General features: G+C 62.6%; 21 protein-coding genes and 1 tRNA gene. 13 read left to right on the top strand and 9 right to left on the bottom strand.

Annotation, left to right across the window (positions count from 1 at the left end; all coding sequences use genetic code 11):
- Positions 1–197: 197 nt before the first annotated feature.
- Complete coding sequence (locus tag G3572_RS06430; RefSeq protein WP_205518527.1) at positions 198–650, bottom strand: PACE efflux transporter; 453 nt, start codon at positions 648–650, stop codon at positions 198–200.
- A 106-nt stretch (positions 651–756) separates the two neighbouring features.
- On the opposite strand from G3572_RS06430, the gene G3572_RS06435 reads away from it, so the two are divergent.
- The 8 genes from G3572_RS06435 (at position 757) to G3572_RS06470 (ending at position 8,512) form a co-directional block, all read left to right on the top strand.
- On the top strand, positions 757–1,302 hold the full coding sequence (locus G3572_RS06435; RefSeq protein ID WP_164609804.1) for a TetR/AcrR family transcriptional regulator: 546 nt from the start codon (positions 757–759) through the stop codon (positions 1,300–1,302).
- Positions 1,303–1,431: 129 nt separating this feature from the next.
- On the top strand, positions 1,432–2,457 hold the full coding sequence (locus tag G3572_RS06440) for a LacI family DNA-binding transcriptional regulator (RefSeq protein ID WP_164609805.1): 1,026 nt from the start codon (positions 1,432–1,434) through the stop codon (positions 2,455–2,457).
- Positions 2,458–2,507: 50 nt separating this feature from the next.
- Positions 2,508–3,773 (top strand): ABC transporter substrate-binding protein, encoded by a 1,266-nt coding sequence (locus tag G3572_RS06445; RefSeq protein ID WP_164609807.1) that lies wholly within the window; start codon positions 2,508–2,510, stop codon positions 3,771–3,773.
- 78 nt (positions 3,774–3,851) lie between these two features.
- A complete protein-coding gene (locus tag G3572_RS06450) occupies positions 3,852–4,694 on the top strand; it encodes a carbohydrate ABC transporter permease (RefSeq protein ID WP_164609809.1) in 843 nt (280 codons plus the stop codon).
- Positions 4,691–5,509 carry a carbohydrate ABC transporter permease gene (locus G3572_RS06455; RefSeq protein ID WP_164609811.1) on the top strand — a complete coding sequence of 273 codons (819 nt, stop codon included), beginning with the start codon at positions 4,691–4,693 and terminating at the stop codon, positions 5,507–5,509. The genes G3572_RS06450 and G3572_RS06455 overlap by 4 nt, the downstream gene beginning before the upstream one ends.
- A 10-nt stretch (positions 5,510–5,519) precedes the next feature.
- Entirely contained in the window at positions 5,520–6,554 is a 1,035-nt protein-coding gene (locus G3572_RS06460; protein ID WP_164609813.1) for an ABC transporter ATP-binding protein, read from the top strand.
- A gap of 11 nt (positions 6,555–6,565) precedes the next feature.
- Entirely contained in the window at positions 6,566–7,825 is a 1,260-nt protein-coding gene (locus G3572_RS06465) for an MGH1-like glycoside hydrolase domain-containing protein (RefSeq protein ID WP_164609814.1), read from the top strand.
- Positions 7,826–7,828: 3 nt separating this feature from the next.
- A complete protein-coding gene (locus tag G3572_RS06470; protein ID WP_164609816.1) occupies positions 7,829–8,512 on the top strand; it encodes a PIG-L deacetylase family protein in 684 nt (227 codons plus the stop codon).
- Between the two features lie 129 nt (positions 8,513–8,641).
- On the opposite strand, the gene G3572_RS06475 is transcribed toward G3572_RS06470, so the two are convergent.
- The 3 genes from G3572_RS06475 to G3572_RS06485 are packed head-to-tail and all read right to left on the bottom strand — an operon-like array spanning position 8,642 to position 10,625.
- On the bottom strand, positions 8,642–9,115 hold the full coding sequence (locus G3572_RS06475; protein WP_164609818.1) for a DUF2948 family protein: 474 nt from the start codon (positions 9,113–9,115) through the stop codon (positions 8,642–8,644).
- 24 nt (positions 9,116–9,139) lie between these two features.
- On the bottom strand, positions 9,140–10,414 hold the full coding sequence (murA, locus tag G3572_RS06480; protein WP_164609820.1) for a UDP-N-acetylglucosamine 1-carboxyvinyltransferase: 1,275 nt from the start codon (positions 10,412–10,414) through the stop codon (positions 9,140–9,142).
- 16 nt (positions 10,415–10,430) lie between these two features.
- Entirely contained in the window at positions 10,431–10,625 is a 195-nt protein-coding gene (locus G3572_RS06485) for a hypothetical protein (RefSeq protein WP_164609821.1), read from the bottom strand.
- A gap of 125 nt (positions 10,626–10,750) precedes the next feature.
- Between G3572_RS06485 and G3572_RS06490 the strand changes: the two genes are divergently transcribed.
- Both G3572_RS06490 and G3572_RS06495 read left to right on the top strand, forming a co-directional pair.
- Positions 10,751–10,825 (top strand) — tRNA-Thr (locus G3572_RS06490).
- 237 nt (positions 10,826–11,062) lie between these two features.
- A complete protein-coding gene (locus G3572_RS06495; protein ID WP_164609823.1) occupies positions 11,063–11,758 on the top strand; it encodes a hypothetical protein in 696 nt (231 codons plus the stop codon).
- Positions 11,759–11,785: 27 nt separating this feature from the next.
- Here the strand turns inward: G3572_RS06495 and G3572_RS06500 are convergent, their stop codons facing one another.
- Positions 11,786–12,046, bottom strand: a complete 261-nt coding sequence (locus G3572_RS06500) for a hypothetical protein (protein WP_164609825.1) — start codon at positions 12,044–12,046, stop codon at positions 11,786–11,788.
- Between the two features lie 421 nt (positions 12,047–12,467).
- Here G3572_RS06500 and G3572_RS06505 point away from each other — a divergent pair, with 421 nt between their 5' ends.
- From G3572_RS06505 to G3572_RS06515, 3 genes are all read left to right on the top strand, one after another.
- Positions 12,468–13,598, top strand: coding sequence for a glycosyltransferase (locus tag G3572_RS06505; RefSeq protein WP_164609827.1), 1,131 nt, complete (start codon positions 12,468–12,470; stop codon positions 13,596–13,598).
- Positions 13,599–13,706: 108 nt separating this feature from the next.
- Positions 13,707–14,678, top strand: coding sequence for a LysM peptidoglycan-binding domain-containing protein (locus G3572_RS06510; protein ID WP_164609829.1), 972 nt, complete (start codon positions 13,707–13,709; stop codon positions 14,676–14,678).
- A 50-nt stretch (positions 14,679–14,728) separates the two neighbouring features.
- Positions 14,729–16,201 carry a DUF6418 domain-containing protein gene (locus G3572_RS06515; RefSeq protein WP_164609831.1) on the top strand — a complete coding sequence of 491 codons (1,473 nt, stop codon included), beginning with the start codon at positions 14,729–14,731 and terminating at the stop codon, positions 16,199–16,201.
- Here G3572_RS06515 and G3572_RS06520 read toward each other — a convergent pair.
- The 4 genes from G3572_RS06520 to G3572_RS06540 form a co-directional block, all read right to left on the bottom strand.
- Positions 16,154–17,569, bottom strand: coding sequence for a lipopolysaccharide biosynthesis protein (locus G3572_RS06520; RefSeq protein WP_164609833.1), 1,416 nt, complete (start codon positions 17,567–17,569; stop codon positions 16,154–16,156). The genes G3572_RS06515 and G3572_RS06520 overlap by 48 nt on opposite strands.
- Before the next feature lie 451 nt (positions 17,570–18,020).
- The gene (locus tag G3572_RS06530) at positions 18,021–19,277 is read right to left on the bottom strand and encodes a glycosyltransferase family 4 protein (protein ID WP_164609837.1); all 1,257 of its coding nucleotides are present in this window, start codon (positions 19,275–19,277) and stop codon (positions 18,021–18,023) included.
- Complete coding sequence (locus G3572_RS06535; RefSeq protein WP_164609839.1) at positions 19,274–20,491, bottom strand: glycosyltransferase; 1,218 nt, start codon at positions 20,489–20,491, stop codon at positions 19,274–19,276. Before G3572_RS06535 ends, G3572_RS06530 begins: the two co-directional genes overlap by 4 nt.
- 96 nt (positions 20,492–20,587) lie before the next feature.
- On the bottom strand, positions 20,588–20,824 hold a 237-nt coding region (locus G3572_RS06540; protein WP_240335417.1), incomplete at its 5' end, for a UDP-glucose/GDP-mannose dehydrogenase family protein.

Here is a 20,824-nt window from a genome sequence, read left to right on the forward strand (position 1 = left end):
AATGGCATAGGCCTGCGGTCTTAACCGCGCATTAACCTTTGCACCACATCAGAGGCAGGCTTTGCGGCCTGCCTTTGGTCTATGGCGGTGGTCTATGCGGGGCCTGTCCGGCGCGGGCCGCGCCCGTTGCCGGATGGCGGGGCGAAGGGACATGCGGGCACGACGGCAAGACGGCGCGGGGCCCGAGGCGCGGGGCCCTAGACGCTTTCGGCTCGGGGGGTTGGCAGGTCCGGCTCGATCCGCCTGACCAGGATGTCAAACACCCAAGTGAAGACGAAGGTGAAGACCAGAAAGAACACCAGCAGCGCCGCCTCCATCGCGAGGGCGGTGAGCAGCCCCACCCCATACCACCACATGAACAGCGGAATCAGCAGGAGGACGAGGCCGCCCTCGAACCCGAGGGTGTGCACGACACGCACCGCAAGGCTGCGGCCCGCGAAACCGCGCCGCCGTTCCCATGCCTCGAACCCCGTGTTGTAGAGGAAATTCCACACCACGGCGACGGTCGAGGCAGCGATGGCGACGGGCAGGTTGCCCTGCGCGCTGCTGCCGCTGAGCGCGGCGAGCAGGACCGCCGAAAGAACAATCGCCAGACCTTCGAACAGGGTGACGTAAAGCACGCGGCGGGGAAAAGGTCTGAGCGCGATCATGGGTCTGGTCCAACGGCTGTTTGCAATCCGGGGCTTCGGCGCGCGATGCTTGCCTTGCCCAGTCAGTTTAGATACGTTCGTATTTAAATAGGACAGGAGGCGCGCCTTGGCAAGACCACGCACGATAGATCGGGAAACCCTGCTGGATGCCGCCGAAAGGGTGGTGACGCGGCAAGGCGCGGCGGCGCTGTCCTTTGCCAGCGTCGCCACCGAGGCGGGGCTGAGCAAGGCCAGCGTGCAATCGGCCTTTGGCAGCCGCGATGCCTTGATCGATGCGCTGATCGGGCGCTGGATGGCGCATGAGGCGGCGCGCTTCCGTGCCATGCTGGCAGAGGAGACCACGCCAGAGGCGCGGCTGAACGCCCACCTGCGCTGCACCTATGAGGAATTGCACAATGGCAGCGGGCAGCGCGTGGCGAGTTTGCTGGCGATCCTTGCCAGCGCGGGGCTGGGCAGCGACAGCCTGCGCCAGTGGTATCAGGCGCGGATCGGCGATCTGACCGCGACGACCGAGGCCGAGCGGCAGCGGCGCACGGCCTATCTGGCGGCGGAAGGCGCGTATTTTCTGCGCTGTATCGTGGGGCTGGAGGCGGATGCGGCGGTCTGGTCCGACATCTTTGCCGATTTGCAGGCAGAGACCCCGCGCGACTAGCGCCGCACCGTTTCCGCACGCCCCCTGCCCCGGACATGCCCCGCCCGAAAAAAAGTTTGCGCAAACGTTTGCGCAAATCGCAAACTGGTGCTAGCTTTTGAGTCGCAGGCAGTCGGGAGGGGGCTTTGCATGGCCACGATCAAGGATATCGCGCGCGCTTTGGGGCTTTCCGCCTCGACCGTGTCGCGCGCCCTTGCAGGACATGACCGTATTCCCGAAGCGACACGCGCGCGGATTCAGGCGCTGGCGCAGGAAATGGGCTATGCGCCCAACCGCGCGGCGCAGAACCTTGTCGGCGGGCGCAATTCCGGCTTTGCCGGTCTGGTGCTGACGGACCCCGGCTATGGCCGCGAAGACAGCTATCTGGGCGAATACATCTCCGGCCTCGGGCACGGGCTGGCGGAAACCGGTATCGACCTGTTTCTGGCGGCGATTCCGGCGGGGCAGTCGGAATTGTCGGTGATCCGCAACATCGTGACGACGCGGCGGGCCGACGGGCTGATCCTTGGCCGGACATCGGAGGTTGACCCGCGGGTGGATTACCTGATTTCGGCGGGCTTTCCCTTTGTGACCCACGGGCGGGTGCTGGCCGATGGTCTGCCCTATTCCTGGGTGGATACCGATGGCACGGCGGCCTTTGCCGAAGCCTTTGACCTGCTTTACGCGCTGGGACACCGGCGCTTTGCGCTGCTGACCATCGAAGAGCCGATGACGTTCCGCCACCACCGCACCGAAGGGGTGTTGCAGGCGATGGAGCGGCGGGGCGACCCCGAGGTCAGCCTGACGATTGCCACCACTTCGCGCTATGACCGCGCGCAGCGGCAAGAGGCGGTGCACCGCATGCTGACCGCCGATCCGCGCCCGACCGCGATTTTGACCCTGTTTGACAGCCTTGCGATGAACGTCCTGCAGGTGGCCGAAAGCCTTTCGCTTTCGGTGCCGGAAGACATCAGCGTGATCGGCTATGACAACATCACCTCGGCGGCGATGGCGCGACCGGGGTTGACCACCTTTGACAGCGATACGTTTTCATCGGCGCGGGAAACCGGGCGGATGCTGGTGGAGCGTATCCAGACACCCGATGCGGAGCAGCAGTCTTTGCTGATCCGGCCAAAGCTGGTGCTGCGCGCCAGCCACGGGCCTGCACCATCCTGATGCTGGCCTGAACCAAGCGCCCAGAGCGCCATGAAAAAAGGGAGGACGACATGAAATCGCTGACAAAATGGCGGCTGACGGCGGCTGCCGTGAGCTTATCCATGGTGGCAGGCCCGGCTTTGGCCGAGCCGCTGTTCTGGTCCACGCAGGCCAAGCCGGTGGAAGAAAGCCAGAAGATGCGGGACGAGGTGATGGCCGGATTTCCGGGGGGCGTGGATTACCAGCCCTCGGACGAAGGGCCGTGGCTGACGCGGATGCAGGCGGAATTGCAGGCCGGATCGGGGCGGATCGCGGTGCTGGGGGGCTTGCATGGCGATCTGTCGTCGCTGGGGCCCGATCTGGTGGACCTGTCGGGCATCGATGCGGCGGCGGTGGGGCCTGCGATGATGGAGCTGGGGTCCTTGGGCACCGGCGAGCAGAAGTATATCCCGTGGATGCAGGCGACCTATCTGATGGTGGCCAACCGCAAGGCGCTGGAGTTCCTGCCCGAGGGGGCGGATATCAACGCGCTGACCTATGACCAGCTGATCGACTGGGCGCGGGCGACCGCCGAGGCGACCGGCGGGCCGAAGTTCGGCTTTCCGGCGGGGCCGCAGGGGCTCAAGCACCGGTTTTTCCAGGGGTTCCTGCTGCCCGCCTATACCAAGTCGACGGTGACGGAGTTCCGGTCGGATGCGGCGGTGACGGCGTGGGAGACATTCCGCGAGCTGTGGCAGTATACCAATCCGGCGGCGACCAATTACTCCTTCATGCAGGAACAGCTGGTGACCGAGGAGGTCTGGATCGCCTTTGACCATGTGGCGCGGATTGCCGATGCCTTCAACCAGCGGCCCGATGATTTCGTGGCCTTCCCGGCGCCAGCCGGCCCCGAGGGGCGGGCCTTCATGCCGGTGGTAGCGGGCATCGCGGTGCCGCGCACGGCGCCGGACATGGAGCAGTCGATGGCCCTGGTGCAGTATATGCTGCAGCCCGAGACGCAGATCGCGACGCTGCGGGCGACGAACTTCTTTCCGGTGATCGCGACCGACCTGCCGGATGACATGCCGGCGTCGGTGCAGGCGGCGGGTCCGGCGATTGCGGCGATGACGGGCGCGCCGGATGCGCTGCCGGCGCTCCTACCGATGGGGCTGGGTGACAAGGGGGGCCAGTTCAACCAGGTCTATACCGACACCTTCGAGCGGATCATTCTGGCGGGGCAGGACATCCGCACGGTGCTCGACTCCCAAGCCGAGGTGCTGCGCGCGCTGATGATCGAGGCGAATGCGCCGTGCTGGGCGCCGGATGCGGCGTCCGAAGGGCCCTGCCCGGTGAACTGATGCAACCGGGGGGCGCGGCTGCGGTTGCGCCCCTTCCCTGCCCGACTGATCTTCACCTGACCGAAAAGGGGCACGGCCATGCCGCGACTGCTTCCCTATCTCCTGCTGCTGCCGGCGACGGCCTTTCTGTGCCTGTTCTTCCTCTATCCCTTCGTGCAGGTCGCGCATGATTCCGTGATGCGCAACGGCGTGTATACGCTGGAGAACTTCAGCCGCATGGCAGGGCACTGGAAGTTCAGCACCGCGTTCTGGAACACGATGATCCTTGCGGCGGTGGTGGTGCCGATCCAGCTTGCGATGGCGCTGACGATGGCGAGCATCGTCACCAAGCTGCAGCGCGGGCGCTCGACGATCCTGTATATCTTTGCGATCCCGCTGGGGATTTCGGACCTTGCCGCCGGGCTGATCTGGCTGTCGGTGTTCGAGCAGTCGGGGTTCCTGAACAGCCTGCTGGTCGGGCTTGGCATCGTGGACCGGCCGATCCTGCTGCTGGGCTACCAGAACACATGGATCATCTTCATCGCGATCGTTCTGGCCGAGGTGTGGCGGGCCACCGCGATCATGATGGTGATCCTTGTCGCGGGCATGGGCCTCATTCCGAAGGAATATGGCGAGGCGGCGGATGTGTTCGGCGCGTCGCGCTGGCAGAAGTTCCGCCGCGTGACGCTGCCGATGCTGAAACCCAGCCTGCAGACCGCGCTGATCCTGCGCGTCATTCTGGCCTTCGAGGTCTTTGCGGTGGTGGTCGCGCTTGGCGGCACGCAACTGCCGGTGCTGATGAGTGAAACCTATCACTGGCAATTCGCCATGCAGGAACGCGGGGTCGCGGCGGCCTTTGCCATGGTGATCCTTGGCGTCTCGGTCGCCTTTACCATCCTGATCCTGCGTCTGCTGCATGTGCCGAAGGGGGCGAGAGTATGAGCGTGACATCTGTGCGCCGCGCGGGAAACCGTGTGTTCATTGCGGGCGTTGCCCTGCTGATCCTGTGGGTTCTGCTGCCGATCTGGCTGTTGTTCGTCAACGCCCTGTCGGCCCCCGCAGAGGTGACGGGGTTCCCCAAACGGTTCATCCCGTCTTTCGATCTGGCCTCGCTGTCGTTCTTTTTCGGCTTTTCCGGCGTGGTCGATGCGCTGTGGAATTCGGTGAAGGTGGCCGCGCTGACCATGATCCTGTCGATCGGGGTCGGCGCGCCTGCGGGCTATGCGCTGTCGCGCTTCGACTTTCCGGGCAAGGAGACGTTCCGCTTTCTGGTGGTGATGACGCGGGCCTTTCCGCTGCCGCTGCTGGCGCTGCCCCTGGCGGTGATGTTCATCCGCACCGGACTGGATGACACCATCACCGGTCTTGCGCTGGTGCATACGACGCTGGCCCTGCCCTTTGCGGTGCTGATTACATTCTCGCTGTTTTCCGGCATCCCGCTGGAACTGGAAGAGGCGGCGTGGACGCTGGGCTGCACGCGGCTGCAAGCCTTTACCAAGGTGATCTTGCCGCTGGCCGCCCCCGGCATTGCCGCCAGCGCCGTCTTTGCCTTTGTCATTAGCTGGAACGAGGTCTTTGCGGCGGCGGTCCTGACCATCGAGAACCGCACGCTGACCGCGTTCCTGCTGCAAAGCATCGATGTGTCACCCCTGCCGCTGAAATTCGCGGGCGGTGCGGCGCTGGTGCTGCCTGCTTTGTTCTTCATCTTTGCCGTTCGCAAATACCTGTTTGCGATGTGGGGCATCGCCAACCGTTAAGGGGGTCATCATGGCCGTTATCGAAATCAAACAGGTTGCAAAGACCTTTGGCAGCTTTACCGCGCTGCATTCGGTGGATCTGACGATTGCCGATCAGGAATTCATGGTGCTGCTGGGCGCGTCGGGCTGTGGCAAGACCACGCTGCTGCGCATCATCGCGGGGCTTGAGACGCCGACGACGGGCGAGGTCTGGATCGGCGGGCGGCGGGTGGACCATCTGCCCCCGCGCGAGCGCGGCATCGCGATGGTGTTCCAGAACTACGCGGTGTTTCCGCATCTGACGGTGTTCGAGAACATCGCCTTTGGCCTGCGCATGAAGAAGATGGATCAGGCCGAGGTGACGCGGCGGGTGAACCGCACCGCCGAGCTGATGCATATCGAGCAGCTTTTGAAGCGCTATTCCGGCGAATTGTCGGGCGGGCAGCGCCAGCGGGTCGCGGTGGCGCGCGCGCTGGCGATGGAGCCCGACGTGATCCTGATGGACGAGCCCTTGTCGAACCTCGATGCGCTGCTGCGGCTTGAGATGCGGGCCGAGTTGAAGGGTGTGCTGGCGGAATCGAAGACCACCACGATCTATGTGACCCACGATCAGGTCGAGGCGATGAGCCTTGCCGACCGGATTTCGGTGATGAACGGCGGGCGGATCGTGCAGGCGGCCAATCCGGTGGAAGTCTACCGCAACCCTGCCGCGCGCTTTGTGGGCAGTTTCATCGGCAACCCGCCGATGAACTTCCTGAAGGCCGAGCCTGCCGGTGCGGGCAAGTGGCAGGTGGCGGGACAGGTGTTTGACGGGCCAGCCGCTGCGGCGGCCGAATTCGCCATCCGCCCCGAGGATCTGCACCCTGCCGAAGCTGGGCTGCCCGCCGAGGTGCGGGTGGTGGAGCCGCTGGGGCCGCATACGCTGATCACCGCATCGGTGGCGGGCCAGCCCTTCCGCGCGGTGCTGGAGAGCAACCTGCTGCCCGCCCCCGGCGACATGCTTCGCCTTGCCCCCGTGCCGGACCGCATCCGCTGGTTCGACCCTGCCACCCAATCTGCCCTTTGAAAGATCGAGCCATGACCACGCTGACCGAAAACGCCATCGAAATCCTGCGAGAGAATGATCGCGGCCATTACACCGTGCCGACCAAGGGGCTGTATCCGTTCCAGTGGAACTGGGATTCGTGCCTGACCGCGCTTGGCCAGCGCCATTTTGACGAGGCCCGCGCCTGGACCGAGATCGAGACGCTGTTTGCCCATCAGTGGCCCTGCGGGATGGTGCCGCATATCGTCTTCCACAAGCATGATGACGGCTATTTCCCCGGCCCCGACGTCTGGGCGACGGGGCGGCCCACGCCGACTTCGGGGATCACCCAGCCTGCGGTGGCGGGATTCGCTTTGCGCCGCCTTTATGACCGGGCCAGCGACAAGGTGGCCGCGGAGGCGCGGGTGCAGGCGCTGCTGCCGAAGGTGGCGGCATGGCACCGCTGGTTCTACGCGACCCGCGATCCGGGGGGCGAGGGGCTGGTCGCGATCATCCACCCGTGGGAAGCGGGGCGCGACAATTCGATCGACTGGGACGCACCTTTCGAGCGGGTGCCGACCGATGGCATCACCCCCTATACCCGCCGCGACACCCAGCACGCGGACCCCGCGCATCGCCCGACGAAAGAGCAGTATGACCGTTACCTCTGGCTGGTGGAGCATTTCCGGGGGCTGGGCTGGGATACGGCGAAGCTGCACGACGCGTCGCCCTTTCAGGTGGTGGACCCCGGTTTCAACGCCATCCTGATCCGCGCCTGCGCCGATCTGGCCGATCTGGCCGAAGGGTTGGGGATGACGGACCTGGCCGCTGAGAACCGCAAGTTTGCCGCGCGCGGTCTGGCCGCGATGGAGCGGCTGTGGTCGGACGCGCATGGGCAGTATCTGTGCCTTGACCGGGTGCGGGGGGAACTGATTGACTCCGCCTCGGTGGGCGGTTTGCTGGCAGCGTTCTGCGCGGTGCCCCCTGCGCGGGCGGCGGCGATTGCGGCGACGATCGAAGCGCATGGCACGCGGTTCCGCGTGGCGAGCCATCCGCCCGCAGACCCGCGCTTTGATGCCAAGCGCTATTGGCGCGGGCCGGTCTGGCTGGTGGTGAACTACATGATCGCCGATGGTCTGGCACGCGCCGGACAGGAGGATGCGGCGGCGCGGATCACCGCCTCGAGCCTTGATCTGATCCGCGAAAGCGGCTTTGCTGAGTATTACGACCCGATCACCGGCGCGCCTCTGGGCGGCGGGCGGTTCACATGGACGGCGGCGATGGTGCTGGAGTTTCTGGCGATGGAGGGGTGAGCGGTGAAGGTTCTGGCCATCGGCGCGCATCCCGACGATCTGGAGATCTTCGCCTTTGGCAGCCTGAGCGCATGGGCGGCGATGGGGGCGGAACTGGTGCTGGCCATCGCGACCGACGGGGCGCGGGGCGGCACGCCGCCCGGCCCTGCGCTCAAGGCCCGGCGCGCCGCCGAAACCACGGCGGCGCTGGCGGCCTTGGGCGTGCCGCGATTTCTCGATTTTCCCGATGGCGGTTTGCGGGCCGATGCGGCGCTGGAAGGCGCGTTGCAAACTCTGCTGGACGAGGTGCAGCCTGACCTTTTGCTGACCCATGCGCCCAATGATTACCATGCCGACCACCGCGCCCTGTCGGCGGCGGCGACGCAGGCGGCGGGGTTCAAGGTGCCGGTCCTTTGGATGGACACACTGAACGGCACCGGATTTGTGCCGACGCATTGGGTGGATGTCAGTGCCCATTGGGCCGCGAAAGAGGCCGCCATCCGCGCCCATGCCAGCCAGGAGCCGGAGCGGTTCGTGCATATGGCCAACCGGCAGGCGGCGTTCCGCGCGGGGGAGTGCAATGGGCTGCCCGAGGCGCGGGCCGAGGCCTTCCGCTTCGAGCCGCGCTTTCCCTTTGCCGATATCCGGGCGCTGCTGCCCCCTGCCCCGCCCTTGCGGCCGATCGGGCGGCGCGATGTGCAGAGCTAGCGCCTGATGCTGGCGTAGGACGGGGGGCCAGCCCCCCGACCCCCGGGATATTTATGAACAGATGAGAACACCGCTGCGCACAAAGACCTTGGGAAAAGGACCGCCTGCCGGTGGCGGATGTGCGCGACGTCAGTCGTGGAGGGGCGCCTTGCCCGAGGGGGCGATGTAGGGGCGGGTCACGTCTTCGAGGCGCAGGGAGACGGCTTCGACATCCATCGCCACCGCGCCATCGCCTGCGAGTGTGAGGGTGAGCGTGCCGGTGCCCTCTGGCCCCGGGGCGAAGTCCATCGTGAGGAGAGAGAGGATGATCTCGGTCTGGCTGCGGTCGATGCCGGTGCTGCGCAGGCGCAGGATGTCCTCGATCACCAACAGGCTGCGCACGCGTTCATAGGGGCGCTTTGCAGCCTCGGCGGCGGTGCGGTCTTCCCAGCGGAAACGGTTGAGAAGCACGGCGAAGCGGCGGGCCTTGCCATCGAAGCGCATTTCGGTGATCGGAAACACTGCATCCTGCAACAGAGCCGCCATCACCGGCACGTCTTGCGGCTCTTGCGCGATCAGGCGCAGCGGGGCGTCATCGCCGTCTTCATAGCGTGCATCTGTCATGAGCGATCCTTCACGGGCGATCCTTTACGGGCGATCCTTGATGCGTTCGATTTTCGCACCGCAAGCCGAGAGCTTTTCTTCCACCCGTTCATAGCCGCGATCAAGGTGATAGACGCGGCTGACCACGGTTTCGCCCTCTGCCGCCAGACCCGCGAGGATGAGGCTGACCGAGGCGCGCAGGTCGGTCGCCATCACCGGCGCGCCCTTGAGCTTGCTGACCCCCGTCACCGTGGCGGTGCCGCCGTGCACGTCGATGCGCGCGCCCATGCGGATGAGTTCGGGTGCATGCATGAAGCGGTTCTCGAAGATCTTCTCTTCCAGCACGCTGACCCCGTCGGCGGTGCACAGAAGCGCCATCATCTGCGCCTGCAGATCGGTGGGAAAACCGGGGAAAGGTTCGGTGGTGACATTCACCGCCGACACACGGCCATTCTTGCGGCTGACCTTCAGGCCCCGTTCGGTCTGTGTCACCGACACCCCTGCCTCATCCAGTTTTTCCGCAAAGGCGCCGACGAGTTCCAGCGTGCCGCCCAGGCATTCCACCTCGCCGCCGCAGATGGCAGGGGCGAGCATGTAGGTGCCAAGCTCGATCCGGTCGGTCACCACCGGATGCGTGGCCCCGCCCAGACGGTCGACGCCCTGAATGGTGAGTGTACCAGTGCCCTCGCCTTCGATCTGCGCGCCCATCTTGCGCAGGCAGCGCGCCAGATCGACGATTTCCGGCTCGCGTGCGGCGTTCTTCAGCACCGTGGTGCCCTTGGCCAGCGTGGCGGCCATCAGCGCATTCTCGGTCGCCCCCACCGAGACGAAGGGGAATTCGAACGTGGCCCCGCGCAGCCGCCCGCCGGGGGCCTTGGCATGGACATAACCATCGCGCAGGTCGAGTTCGGCCCCCATCGCCTCGAGCGCCTTGAGATGCAGATCGACCGGCCGCGCGCCGATGGCGCAGCCGCCGGGCAGCGAGACGATGGCATGGCCATCGCGCGCCAGCATCGGCCCCAGAACGAGGATCGAGGCGCGCATCTTGCGCACGATGTCATAATCGGCGGTGTGGTTGTCGATCTTGTGGCTGGACATGGCCAGCACGAGGCCATCCTGCAGGCTGGCCACCTCGGCCCCCAGCGATTCCAGCAGTTGGGTCATGGTGCGGATGTCGGACAGGCGCGGCGCATTGGTGAGCGTCAGCGGCTCTTCGGACAGCAGCGTCGCGGGCATCAGCGTGAGGCAGGCGTTCTTCGCCCCTGCAATCGGGATCACCCCGTTGAGCGCCCCGTTGCCCTTGACCAGAATCGAATCCATGCCCTGCCTACTCTCTTTATGTCTGGGAAGCGGGGTCGGACCCGGTTCCGGAATCTGTTTGTGAAGAAATTTTTTCGCCCCCGCGCAGCTTTGCCTGTGCCTTGCGCCGGGCCATATTGGCCTTGAGCGCCGCCTTCAGACGCGCTTCACGCAAGGCTGCGGCGCGCAAAGGCGCTTTGCCGGCTTGGGTTTTCTCGGTTTTCTCCATCATCAGCGCCGCTATATCGCAGCGCGCAGAATTGGTCCAGAGAGGCCCGGAAAAGGGGCTTGCACCCCGCCGCGTTTGCGTCTAATCACCCGCCACGCACCGACGAAACATCGCCGGACCGCGCAGATGCTGTGGTAGCTCAGTGGTAGAGCACTCCCTTGGTAAGGGAGAGGTCGAGAGTTCAATCCTCTCTCACAGCACCATCCAACCCCCTTATTTTGTTGACCCAAACCACATTGAGCCCAGACTTTGCGGGCATGTCGGGGAGAGGTCTTTTGTTCATTTGAACAAAAATGGCCCAAATAGGTGCCCGGCCGAAGCCTTACGGGATCAGGGTCGCGCGAGACCCTGCCGCCCGTGCAGACTGTAGGGGCGGCACGGCGGCTTGCGGTTCGCTGGCTGAATGTGCAGCATGGCCCGGGTGGTAATTGGGGGCCGGCATGGACTATTTGATCGACAAAAAGTTTGAGTTCATCCGCGACACGCAGACGAGTTTGTATAGCTGGTGCATCAGGGAGCACGACGAAAACGGGGCGGTCGACCTTATACCCTACGGTTATTCGATCTTCTTCACAGCGACATCAATCCAGTGCAGCCGGTCATCCAGCATTGGTGAAGAAGATAAGCCAGATAGTCGCATCATCAGCGCAACGATGCGCACCGGATCTCCCTACACTGACCATCTGCGGAATGGCCGCCCATGGATCGGCGTGATCGGCTCTTCGAGGGTCGTGAAGGACGTCACCATCAAGCTTTGCAGGGCGAAAGATGGAGAGGATGAGAGCTGCGTTGTCTATGCCGGCATCAAGACCATCGACAAATACGAACGGCAGTATGATCAGGAAGACTTCATCGAGATTTATGTGACGATCTCTCAGGAAAGGTTCGATCACATGGAATCCCTTGCTCTCTCGAGCCGGCCGGTCCGTATGCTCTTCAGATTCAGTATTGCGGAGGGATTCTATGCTGAATGGTCGCCAGATCCTCACTTTGCATACATCAAGTTCCTGACAAGGGAGAAGCCGCACGCGCAGCCAGAAGTTCAGGGGGATCAAAGACCATTTCCAGTCGTCGGAAAGGTCGGAGAGTTTTCCGTTTCAATCCACGCTGATGTTCCTTGCATGGATAAGGAATGATAAAGGCCCGGCGTTTGCAGGGTTTGGTCATGCTGCCACGTCATATTCGGCCAGTGCGATCCGGAGTGCGTCGTGCCAGTTCTGATCAGTTGATGCTTTCCGCTCGAGAAACTGCAATTCCGCCGGCTTGTAGCCAGCCCACCGCCGCGCGGCCTGATCTGCCAGCCGCAGGCATATAACACCGTCAAGAGCCATTAACAGCACGGATACTTCGATACCCAGTATGCGCTCGATGATGTATTCGCCGGGCTCGGAAAGGCTGTCAGGAAGGGCTGTGTAATTGATCACGCCCGAATGATCAAACCGGCGCCACAGAGACTGAACCGCCCCGGTTTTGCCGGAGGGCAAAACTCTTTGAGAATTGCCCGTTATGGAACAGGCATCCAAGAAGGGAACCGCGAGGCCGTATTCACCCGGGTTCCGCGTGGCTGGCGGTGGAGCATCGCGACGCGTCTCAAAGCGAAGCTGCGGCGCTGATGGCGATTGCAGGCAAGGCTGGACGTCGCGAGAGCGGCGCTATGCTGCTTCTGTTTGCACAGAAAGTCGCCAGCCGTCATCTGCCGGGGGTGTTGTGCGATAGCGGCCCTTGCAGCCGATGCCGGACTGGCACAAAGTGCAGCCATTGATCATCAGACAAGCCGCTGCGCTGCCCGGTGTGGTGCCTTGGTGCGTCTGTGCCCTGCCCATTTTTATCTAGGCTCAATTCTTGATGAAAGTCGCTATTGTCCACTACTGGCTCGTTGGCATGCGAGGCGGAGAACGGGTTCTTGAGGAACTCTGCACGCTTTACCCGCAAGCCGTCATCATAACGCATGTGGTCGACCGCGCCGCGATTTCCGACAGGCTGCGGCGGCACGAGATTCGCGAAACGGCGATCGCACGGATGCCGGGTGCCCGGAAGCATTACCAAAAATACCTGCCCTTCATGCCGCGTGCGCTGGAAATGGTGGATATGTCGGAATTCGATCTGGTGATCTCGAGCGAATCCGGGCCGGCCAAGGGCATCATCTGCCGCCCCGATGCGGTTCATGTCTGCTATTGCCATTCGCCCATGCGCTATATCTGGGACCATTTTCACATCTACCGCGCCGGGGCCGGACGTCTGACCCGTGCGGCCATGCCGCTGATCGCCCACAAGCTGCGCATCTGGGATGTCACCACGGCCATGCGCGTCGACCATTTCGTCGCCAATTCGCGCTTCATCGCCCAGCGGATCCTGAGCTATTATCGCCGTGATGCCGAGGTCATCGCGCCACCGGTCGCGGTCGAGCAGTTTCACCTCGCCCCGCCCGAGGAGGTAGGATCGCATTACCTCATGGCGGGCGAGCTGGTGCATTACAAGCGCCCCGACCTGGCCATAGAGGCGTTCAACCGCAATGGTCTTCCCCTGCGCGTGATCGGGGGCGGGGAACGGCTGGAGGCTTTGCGCAAGATCGCGGGGCCGAACATCACTTTTCTGGGCAAGGTGCCGTTCGAGCAACTCAAGCGCGAATTCGCCCGCTGCAAGGCCCTGATTTTCCCCGGCGAGGAAGATTTCGGCATCGTTCCGGTCGAGGTGATGGCCGCTGGTCGTCCTGTCATCGCCTACGGGCGCGGGGGCGCTCTCGACAGCGTGCTGCCGGGGGTGACGGGTGAACTCTTTGCCGAGCAATCCGTCGACTCGCTCATTGCCGCCATCGCGCGATTTGAAGCCGGACTGGCGCAAGACATCGACCCGCCCGCCCTGCGCCGCCATGCCGAAGGCTTCAGCGCCGTCCTCTTTCGCGCCCGCATGCAGGCGGCCATCGACGGGGCGATCGCAGCCAAGCGGGAGTGCGGAAAAATCAGGCAAGTCGTCTAAAACCTGCCGATTTGCAAAACCTGCCTCGCGAGCGGCCCCATTCAGGGTCGAATCGGCGGGCAGCGGGTGTTACCCTGAACGGATATTACAAAGCGATTGGAGATTTTCATGGCCAATTTGGGCAGACTTCTTTTGGCAGGTGCGTCTTGCCTTACCCTTTCCGGCGGACTCGCTCCGCTACAGGCACAAGATTATGTGGCGCAACCCGGTGACAGCCTCGGGTCGATTGCTCGAAGCCAGCTGGGGGATGCGAACCGCTGGCGCGAGCTTTGCACGCTGAACGAGCTCGAGAATTGCGATCTGCTGCGCCCCGGCCAGACCATCCGCCTGCCGCAGACGGCAGCCGCTGCCGCCCCCGAGGCGCCGGTGGAGGCAGAACCGGAGACGGCGCCGCCCGCGCCAGAGACCGCAGAGGCAATCGCGCCTGCACCGGACCTGCCCGTGCCGGATGCGCCGGAGGCAGAACCGGCGGATGCCCTCCCCGCCGCCGAGGCCCCCGCAAGCGAAACTCCGGCCACCGCCAGCCCTGCCGCAGCGGCACGAGGCCCCAATCTGCTGCCGAATGCCGCATTGTCCGGGGCAGTTGCAGGGAAACTCGGTGAAAGCGGCGCGCTGCCGACGGGATGGCACCTCGCCAGCTCGCGCGACAGCGATCTGGAGGTGGAGGTGCTCGACAGCGCGCCCGGCAGCGTCACCCTGTCGCTGCGCCAGACGCGATCCGAAGGCTGGGGGCAGCTTGACCTGTCACCACGCGGCGACGACCGCCTGCCCGCGACCGCTGCGCAGGTCTTTGACGGGGCGATCAAGATCGAGCTTGTCTCCGGCACATTGGACGATGCGGCGCGGCTGCAACTGGGGCTGATGCATTACCAGCCCGACGGCGAGCGCATCCGCCCCGACCTTTACTTCGCCACCGCCCTCGCACCCGCCGAGGCCGCAGAGGGCTTTACCGGCAGCGTCAGCACGACCGAGGCCGAAACCACCAGCGTCGGCATGTTCCTGCGCATCCTCTTTGACGGCCCGCTCGATGTGGTGCTGAAGGTGTCGGAGGTTTCGCTGACATCTGACGCGACGAATTGATAAGTGAAGCCACACCTGTGTATGACCGATTAAATGAGGAATAAGGCGAAATGACACTCAGAAATCTGGTTGCATTCTCAGTTATTTCGCTTGGTCTCATTGGGCTGAACCTGCTTGGTTCAGTCCTCTCCTCCAGTTATCCCTCTTCGATCTGGGCTTATGTTGGATTCTTTTGCTTTGCCGGATTTTGCGCCGCGCTTGCAAAAATGCGACCTGCCTCCTTTATTCTGCTGTCACCCCTGCTGTTTCTGCGTTTGACAGAGATGTTTGCTGGCATTCCGATTGAGTCAGGAGCTTATATCCCGGAACTTGGAGTGCACGGTGAGCCAACCGGTGCATTTGTTCGCCTGAGCGCCCTGTATATCTTTATCTTTTGGATAACCTCGTCGGTCATCGAATCAAACTGGCGACGCGTCTCTGACGCCTACAGACAAGTTCCCGAGATCATAGGCCAGATCAAAGGTGTAAGAATATTCTACGTCGTCATTATCGCGATGCTGTCTTATGCTTTCTTGCTCGGCGTGCGCGAAGGATTCCCGATGTTCACCGGCAGTGATCGCTTTGCGTTTCGGCGCGTGCTTGATGATCGTATCTTCGTAACTTTCATCAACAACCGCCAAATTCTTGCATTCATTCTGGGCGTTTTGCTGCTGGATAGCGCACGGCGCAAATTCACATTCTATCTGATCTTGTCGCTCTACGTCATCTCGATCCTTTTTGCCGAGAAGTTCACGTCTCTCGCGATGATGACTCTTCTTATCCTTATTCCGACGGCGCTTCTGTATGTTGCACGGCACGGTGAGGTTTCTTTGAAGAAAACCTTCTTTGTTCTGGGATTCATAAGTGTCCTGACCATGCCTCTCGTATTGATTGTCTATGGTTTTCAAGAAAACTCCGCTATGGCCTTTGAAAGACTGTTTAGTCGCATGGCCGCGCAAGGAGAGTTCTGGTGGAGCGCAGATCTGCGTTATGGTGAGTTCTTTCACCTTGATACATCCCCGCTTATGGCCGACATGCGAACATGGCTAAACCCGAGCCTACAAAATCACCGCACGATTGGCGCAGAGTTTGGTCTCTATTATGTGATGCAGCATCATGCGGTAGCGGAGAACGTCTATTATGCAGAACACAGAGGAATCGGCTACGTATTCACGCTGTTCGCGTATATCATGATGACGACGGGCGGGCTTGGCCTCATTTTAATCACACCCCTTTTACATCTGATCTATGCCCTGGTTATGATTTGGGCAGTCAGGGCCATTATTGACTTGAGCATTCTTAGAATTGTTCTTTCTATGAAGCTTTTCGTTTTCATCCTGAGTGGTGGATTTGTTGTTGGTTACCTGTGGAATTTCTTCGGAATCAAGACGATTGCTCTCGCCCTTTCAATAATCGGCCTTAAAGTGTTGCATGATATGCGGCGCCGCTCGAAAGAGCGTCGACCAAGCGCAAACCGGTTGGTCATCAGTCGTGCGTTACCTGAAGGTAGCCACCTTAAAACGCCAAGCAACCAAGCCATATAGAAGAAGAGCGGCGCTGATCACACCAATCAGATTGACGGTTTCAGTCACACTTCGGAACGGCAGCAGCCCAACTCCGAGGGCGAACGCAAGCACCACGGCAAGCACGCTGCCACGGCTAAGCATCGACACGCCCACATTTTTACCGACGATCCGGGCAAAAATCACAAAGCTCGCGGTCTGGGCAAATGCCACGCTTATTGCGACACCCTGTAACCCGTTCAATTTGACGCCAATCAAGCCCGCGGGAATGAGGACAGCAAGCGTAATCAGGGGCGCAGCAACAAGAATGCGGGTTTTCTTGACGGCCTGCAATGCGACCGAAAGATGGAAGGTCATCAGACCGCGCATCACTGCCGCAACAGCAACCCATGGCAACAAAAGCGCCATGCTGTCCTCGAACGCAGCGCCGACGAACAGCCGGGCGAGACCATGCGACATGACCCCGAAGGTGACGGCGACCGGAAGAGATACCAAAAGCAAGGTCTCGAAGTTCTGCGCAAGTCTGCGTGCGCCTTCCTGATTGCCTTGCGATTCAAACGCCCGGACAATTTGCGGATAAGCTGTGATGTTGATGGCAAGCATCACAAAAATCACGGTCTTTTGCATGAGGTCCGATGCAACGGAATACTGACCGGTGGCTTCGATCCCCAGAGTTGCAGAAATAATGTAGCGATCACTTATTCCCGCAAGAAACACGAGGCCCGTGCTCAGAATCAGCGGAAGACCAAAATCGAGGATTTTGCGTGCTTCGCCATAAGTCGCGCGCCATGGCCTGATGCGTTTCCATGCGGCATCCGTCACCGCCGCGACAATCGAAATTGCGAACTGCGCAGCAATTGTTCCAACAGTCACACCAAGTGCGCCAAGATCAAACACCGCCACCAATCCGGCACCAAGCGCGAGAGAGACGGCGGCCCGCAGCGTCATCAGCCAAAAGAAACGCCAACTCAGCAGGCGCAGGCGCGCTGTGATGGAGCAAAGCGCGAACAGCATTTCCGACAGAACCCACAGCCAGATCAGCAGCCACCAATACGGTGCAAGTCCGAAAATCCGGAGCTGCGCGATCCACATTAAAAGCGCCACCAGACCAAGCACGGTTGCAAGCATGAGGCAAATTGCAGCCAGGGTGTTGCTTGTTTGAGGATCAAGTTCCAACGGATCGGCTGCGCTGAAGAGAAGGCGAGCCCCGGTTTGCCTGAGCCACTCAAAGACAAACGCGTTAACCAATAGAGACGTGGCAGACACAAGCGTATACACGCCAAAATCTACCGGGGTGAGAAGCCGTGTCCATAGCAATAGACCAATGAAATTCAAGGCGCTCGCAACCGCAATCGCAACGGCGGATATATGTCTTGTTGTGACCTTCATTTCGCAGTGGACCCGGGGCAGATAACGCGTGCGGGCACGCCGACTGCGGTGCAGCCCGCCGGCACAGACTGCAGAACCACCGCATTCGCCCCTACTTTAGCGTTTGTCCCCACCTCGATTCCGCCCAAGACAACGGAGCCGGTAAACAGGGTCGCGCCGGAGGATACGCGAGGGTAGTTGTCGTCATGCGCGCCTTTCCCGAGGGTCACATTCTGGTAAATCGTTGCATTATCCGCAATCACGACCCCATGTCCGACGGTGATACCCAAGGGGTGAGGGAGGTTTATCCAACCCTCGATGGTGGCCTGCGGAGAGATGTGGCACGCATACCTGAAGTGGATGTAATGGTGAATGACGCGCGCGATTTTCCGCGATAGCCCGCCCCGCCGGTAGAGGCGGTTCATCAATGTCCAAAGACCGACAAGACGCTTCCCTGCTTGAACTCTCGGCGTCATATCAGTGCCTCTGGTTTTTCATCCGCCAACGCGAAATGCGTCTCGAAGCTGTCAAAGACCGCGTCGGCCGTGAAGTGGGCCCCGAAGGCGCGGGCGGCGGTGCTCAGGGCGGTAAAGGTTTCATCCGGCATGTCGCGAAAGCGGTGCATCCGGGCGGCGAGCGCCCCGGGGTCTTGCGCGGGATAGAGAAAGCCGGTGCGCCCGTCCTGCACGACTTCCGGATTGCCGCCCACATCCGAGGCGATGACGGGGCGCGCGAAGCCATAGGCCTCATAGATCACACGCGGCAGGGGTTCGTGATAGACCGACGGGCAGATCACCACATCCACCTGCCGGTTGAAGACGGTCGGATCGCTCCAGCCCAGAAAGTGCACATTTGGCAGATCGCGCGCCTGCGCCTTGAGCGAGGCGACATAGGCATCGCCCCCCCCTCCGGCGATCCGCACCTCCCAGGGGCGGCCCGCGGCCGGCATCAGACGGGCGGCCTCGATGAGCTTTTCCAGCCCCTTCGTCGGCGCAAGCCGCCCGATGAAGCCGAACACGATCTTGTCGGGCGCGGGCAGGTGCGGCGCGCGTTCCATCGGCAGGTCGTTGATGTTCCATTGCACCGCACAGGGCTTGTCGGCGGCAAAGACGCCCTGCGCGCGATGCTGTTCGGCCACAAAGGCGCTGTTTGACAGGAAAAGATCGACGTGGCGGGTATGGGCGCGGTTGACATTGCGCACCAGTTTGCAGCTGCCGCACAGGGTTTCGCAGCTGTGTCCGTCGCGGAACATCCCGGAGCGGGCGCAGATCAGGTAATAGTCGCGCATCGTATGGATGAGCCGCGCGCCCGAGCGGCGGATTTCCCGCAGGATCGAGGGGGAAAAGCCGTCGATGACGCTGGTGTTGACGACATCGGGGCGCAGATCGGCCAGAAACCGGCGCAGATCGCGCGCGGCAAAAGGGTTGTGCAGATCAAGCGCATGCCAAAGCGTCTTGGCAAACTTCGAATGGCTGGAACTGTCATAGGGCCAGTAGACATTGCGGATCGGCAAGATGTGCAGGGTCGGCTTGCCCGGTCCGGTGACACCCGCGTTTTCGGCCAGCGCCTTCATTTCTTCCGTGCGGCCCTTGGCGGCAAGCCGCAGCACATGCACATCATGGCCGCGCTGTGCCAATCCCTCGGCCAGTGCCTGCGTGGAGCGCATGGCCCCGCCAATCCCGTCGGGGGGATAGGACCGGATGATGAACAGAACGCGTTTCGGGGTCATGGGGCGGGCCTTGGAAAAGTGGCGTTTGGCCGTGACGCACATTCGCGGACGATGGCATCATAATCGGCAATCATGCGAGCGGCCTTGTAGAGCGCAAGGCTCTCGGCTTGCGCGTCAAAGGCACGGGAAAGCGCATCGGGGCGCAGTGTCTGCTGCAGCCGTTTCAGGCAGTTCGACACCGCCTCGGCTGTCACCTCGGGCAGGGTCTCGCCGCAGCCCGTGGGGATCAGTTCTTTTGTGGCCCCGCGTGGGCCGGCAACCACATAGCAGCGGCGCGCCAGACCTTCGATGATGGTGCGGCCAAAGGGCTCGGCCCAGAGGGCGGGGACCATCAGGACATCGAGCCGGTCCAGAAAGGGCAGCGCCTCGACACGACCCAGATAGGTGACGCCGGGCGCCTCAAGCAGATCGGCGCGGGCAAACCCCTGCTGGATATCTCCCGCGATTTCAAGCCTATGGCCTTGCTCGCCCAGGGCGCTGCGGCCCCATCCCTCCAGCAGGTCAACAACTCCCTTGGACGGGTGGATGCGACCGATGTAGCCAAAGCGCATCCGGTCAGGATCGAGCCGGACCGCAGGGGGAGAGGCATGGAAGGTGTCGGGAACCGAATTATAGACCACCCGCGCCGTGCCGACCCCCGCCAGATCCCGTGCGACGCGTTGCATGTGCTGGCTGATCGCGACGGTGACCGGCGCGCGGCGCAAGAGCGCCCGCCGAGCCACCGAGAAGGACTTGCACCTGCCGCACAGCCCGTCGCAATTCCTGCCGCCCCGCATCATGATGCCAAAGGCGCAAACCCAGCCATAATCGCGCAGGATCGGCACATAGGGAATTTTCAGCCAGCGGGCGGCGAGCATGAAGGCAGAGCCATGCCCTGCGGGATTGTTCATCAGGATGACATCGGGACGCCGGACGCGCAGATAGGCCAATGCGCGCAGGAACAGCACCGCGTCGACCTCGCCGCGCAAAGACCAAAGCATGCGCGACAGAAAGGCGCGCTCGCCATGCAAAGGGCTTTTGCCGATCGGCAACCCCGCCACGATATCAATGGGTATCCCGTCGATTTCGGCCGGATAGGGCTTTGACCCATCCGACAGGACGAACCGCAGATCATGCCCGATCGCCCTGAGGCCGCCTGCCAGTTCCCGCGCGGAACGTTCGGAGCCCCCCAGATCGTTCGGGGCCAGATTGAAGCCCTGGATCAGGATCCTCATGGCAGAACCGCGCCCGCGCCGCGGCCTGTGGTGCGCCCGCGCGCGGTCATGGCACCGCCCCCAGGCATCCCGAAAAGCAATACCGCGCCATCCCCCTTACCGCCCGACGCCTTCATATGCTTTGAATCCTGCGGCGAGGGCTTCTGGTTTTGCGTAGATGTTTCTGAGGTCGGCGAGGCGCGGGGTTTTCATGGTTGCGGCGAGGCGATTGAGGTCGAGGGCGCGGAACTGGTTCCATTCGGTCAGGATCACGATGCACTCGGCCTCTGCGGCGGCGGTGTAGGCGTCTTCGTGCCATTCCACCCCCGGCAGCAGCGCCTCGCCTTCCTTGCG

This window comes from Pseudotabrizicola algicola, from assembly GCF_010915705.1.
Taxonomy (GTDB): domain Bacteria; phylum Pseudomonadota; class Alphaproteobacteria; order Rhodobacterales; family Rhodobacteraceae; genus Pseudotabrizicola; species Pseudotabrizicola algicola.

Bases quoted from the DNA above. Each gene is read 5' to 3' on its own strand.
- G3572_RS06445 (WP_164609807.1), top strand. From the start codon at position 2,508: ATGAAATCGCTGACAAAATGGCGGCTGACGGCGGCTGCCGTGAGCTTA.
- G3572_RS06450 (WP_164609809.1), top strand. From the start codon at position 3,852: ATGCCGCGACTGCTTCCCTATCTCCTGCTGCTGCCGGCGACGGCCTTT.
- G3572_RS06495 (WP_164609823.1), top strand. From the start codon at position 11,063: ATGGACTATTTGATCGACAAAAAGTTTGAGTTCATCCGCGACACGCAG.
- G3572_RS06515 (WP_164609831.1), top strand. From the start codon at position 14,729: ATGACACTCAGAAATCTGGTTGCATTCTCAGTTATTTCGCTTGGTCTC.
- G3572_RS06530 (WP_164609837.1), bottom strand. From the start codon at position 19,277: ATGACCCCGAAACGCGTTCTGTTCATCATCCGGTCCTATCCCCCCGAC.
- G3572_RS06460 (WP_164609813.1), top strand. From the start codon at position 5,520: ATGGCCGTTATCGAAATCAAACAGGTTGCAAAGACCTTTGGCAGCTTT.
- G3572_RS06520 (WP_164609833.1), bottom strand. From the start codon at position 17,569: ATGAAGGTCACAACAAGACATATATCCGCCGTTGCGATTGCGGTTGCG.
- G3572_RS06465 (WP_164609814.1), top strand. From the start codon at position 6,566: ATGACCACGCTGACCGAAAACGCCATCGAAATCCTGCGAGAGAATGAT.
- G3572_RS06475 (WP_164609818.1), bottom strand. From the start codon at position 9,115: ATGACAGATGCACGCTATGAAGACGGCGATGACGCCCCGCTGCGCCTG.
- G3572_RS06485 (WP_164609821.1), bottom strand. From the start codon at position 10,625: ATGATGGAGAAAACCGAGAAAACCCAAGCCGGCAAAGCGCCTTTGCGC.
- G3572_RS06535 (WP_164609839.1), bottom strand. From the start codon at position 20,491: ATGAGGATCCTGATCCAGGGCTTCAATCTGGCCCCGAACGATCTGGGG.
- murA (WP_164609820.1), bottom strand. From the start codon at position 10,414: ATGGATTCGATTCTGGTCAAGGGCAACGGGGCGCTCAACGGGGTGATC.
- G3572_RS06510 (WP_164609829.1), top strand. From the start codon at position 13,707: ATGGCCAATTTGGGCAGACTTCTTTTGGCAGGTGCGTCTTGCCTTACC.
- G3572_RS06440 (WP_164609805.1), top strand. From the start codon at position 1,432: ATGGCCACGATCAAGGATATCGCGCGCGCTTTGGGGCTTTCCGCCTCG.
- G3572_RS06430 (WP_205518527.1), bottom strand. From the start codon at position 650: ATGATCGCGCTCAGACCTTTTCCCCGCCGCGTGCTTTACGTCACCCTG.
- G3572_RS06455 (WP_164609811.1), top strand. From the start codon at position 4,691: ATGAGCGTGACATCTGTGCGCCGCGCGGGAAACCGTGTGTTCATTGCG.
- G3572_RS06505 (WP_164609827.1), top strand. From the start codon at position 12,468: ATGAAAGTCGCTATTGTCCACTACTGGCTCGTTGGCATGCGAGGCGGA.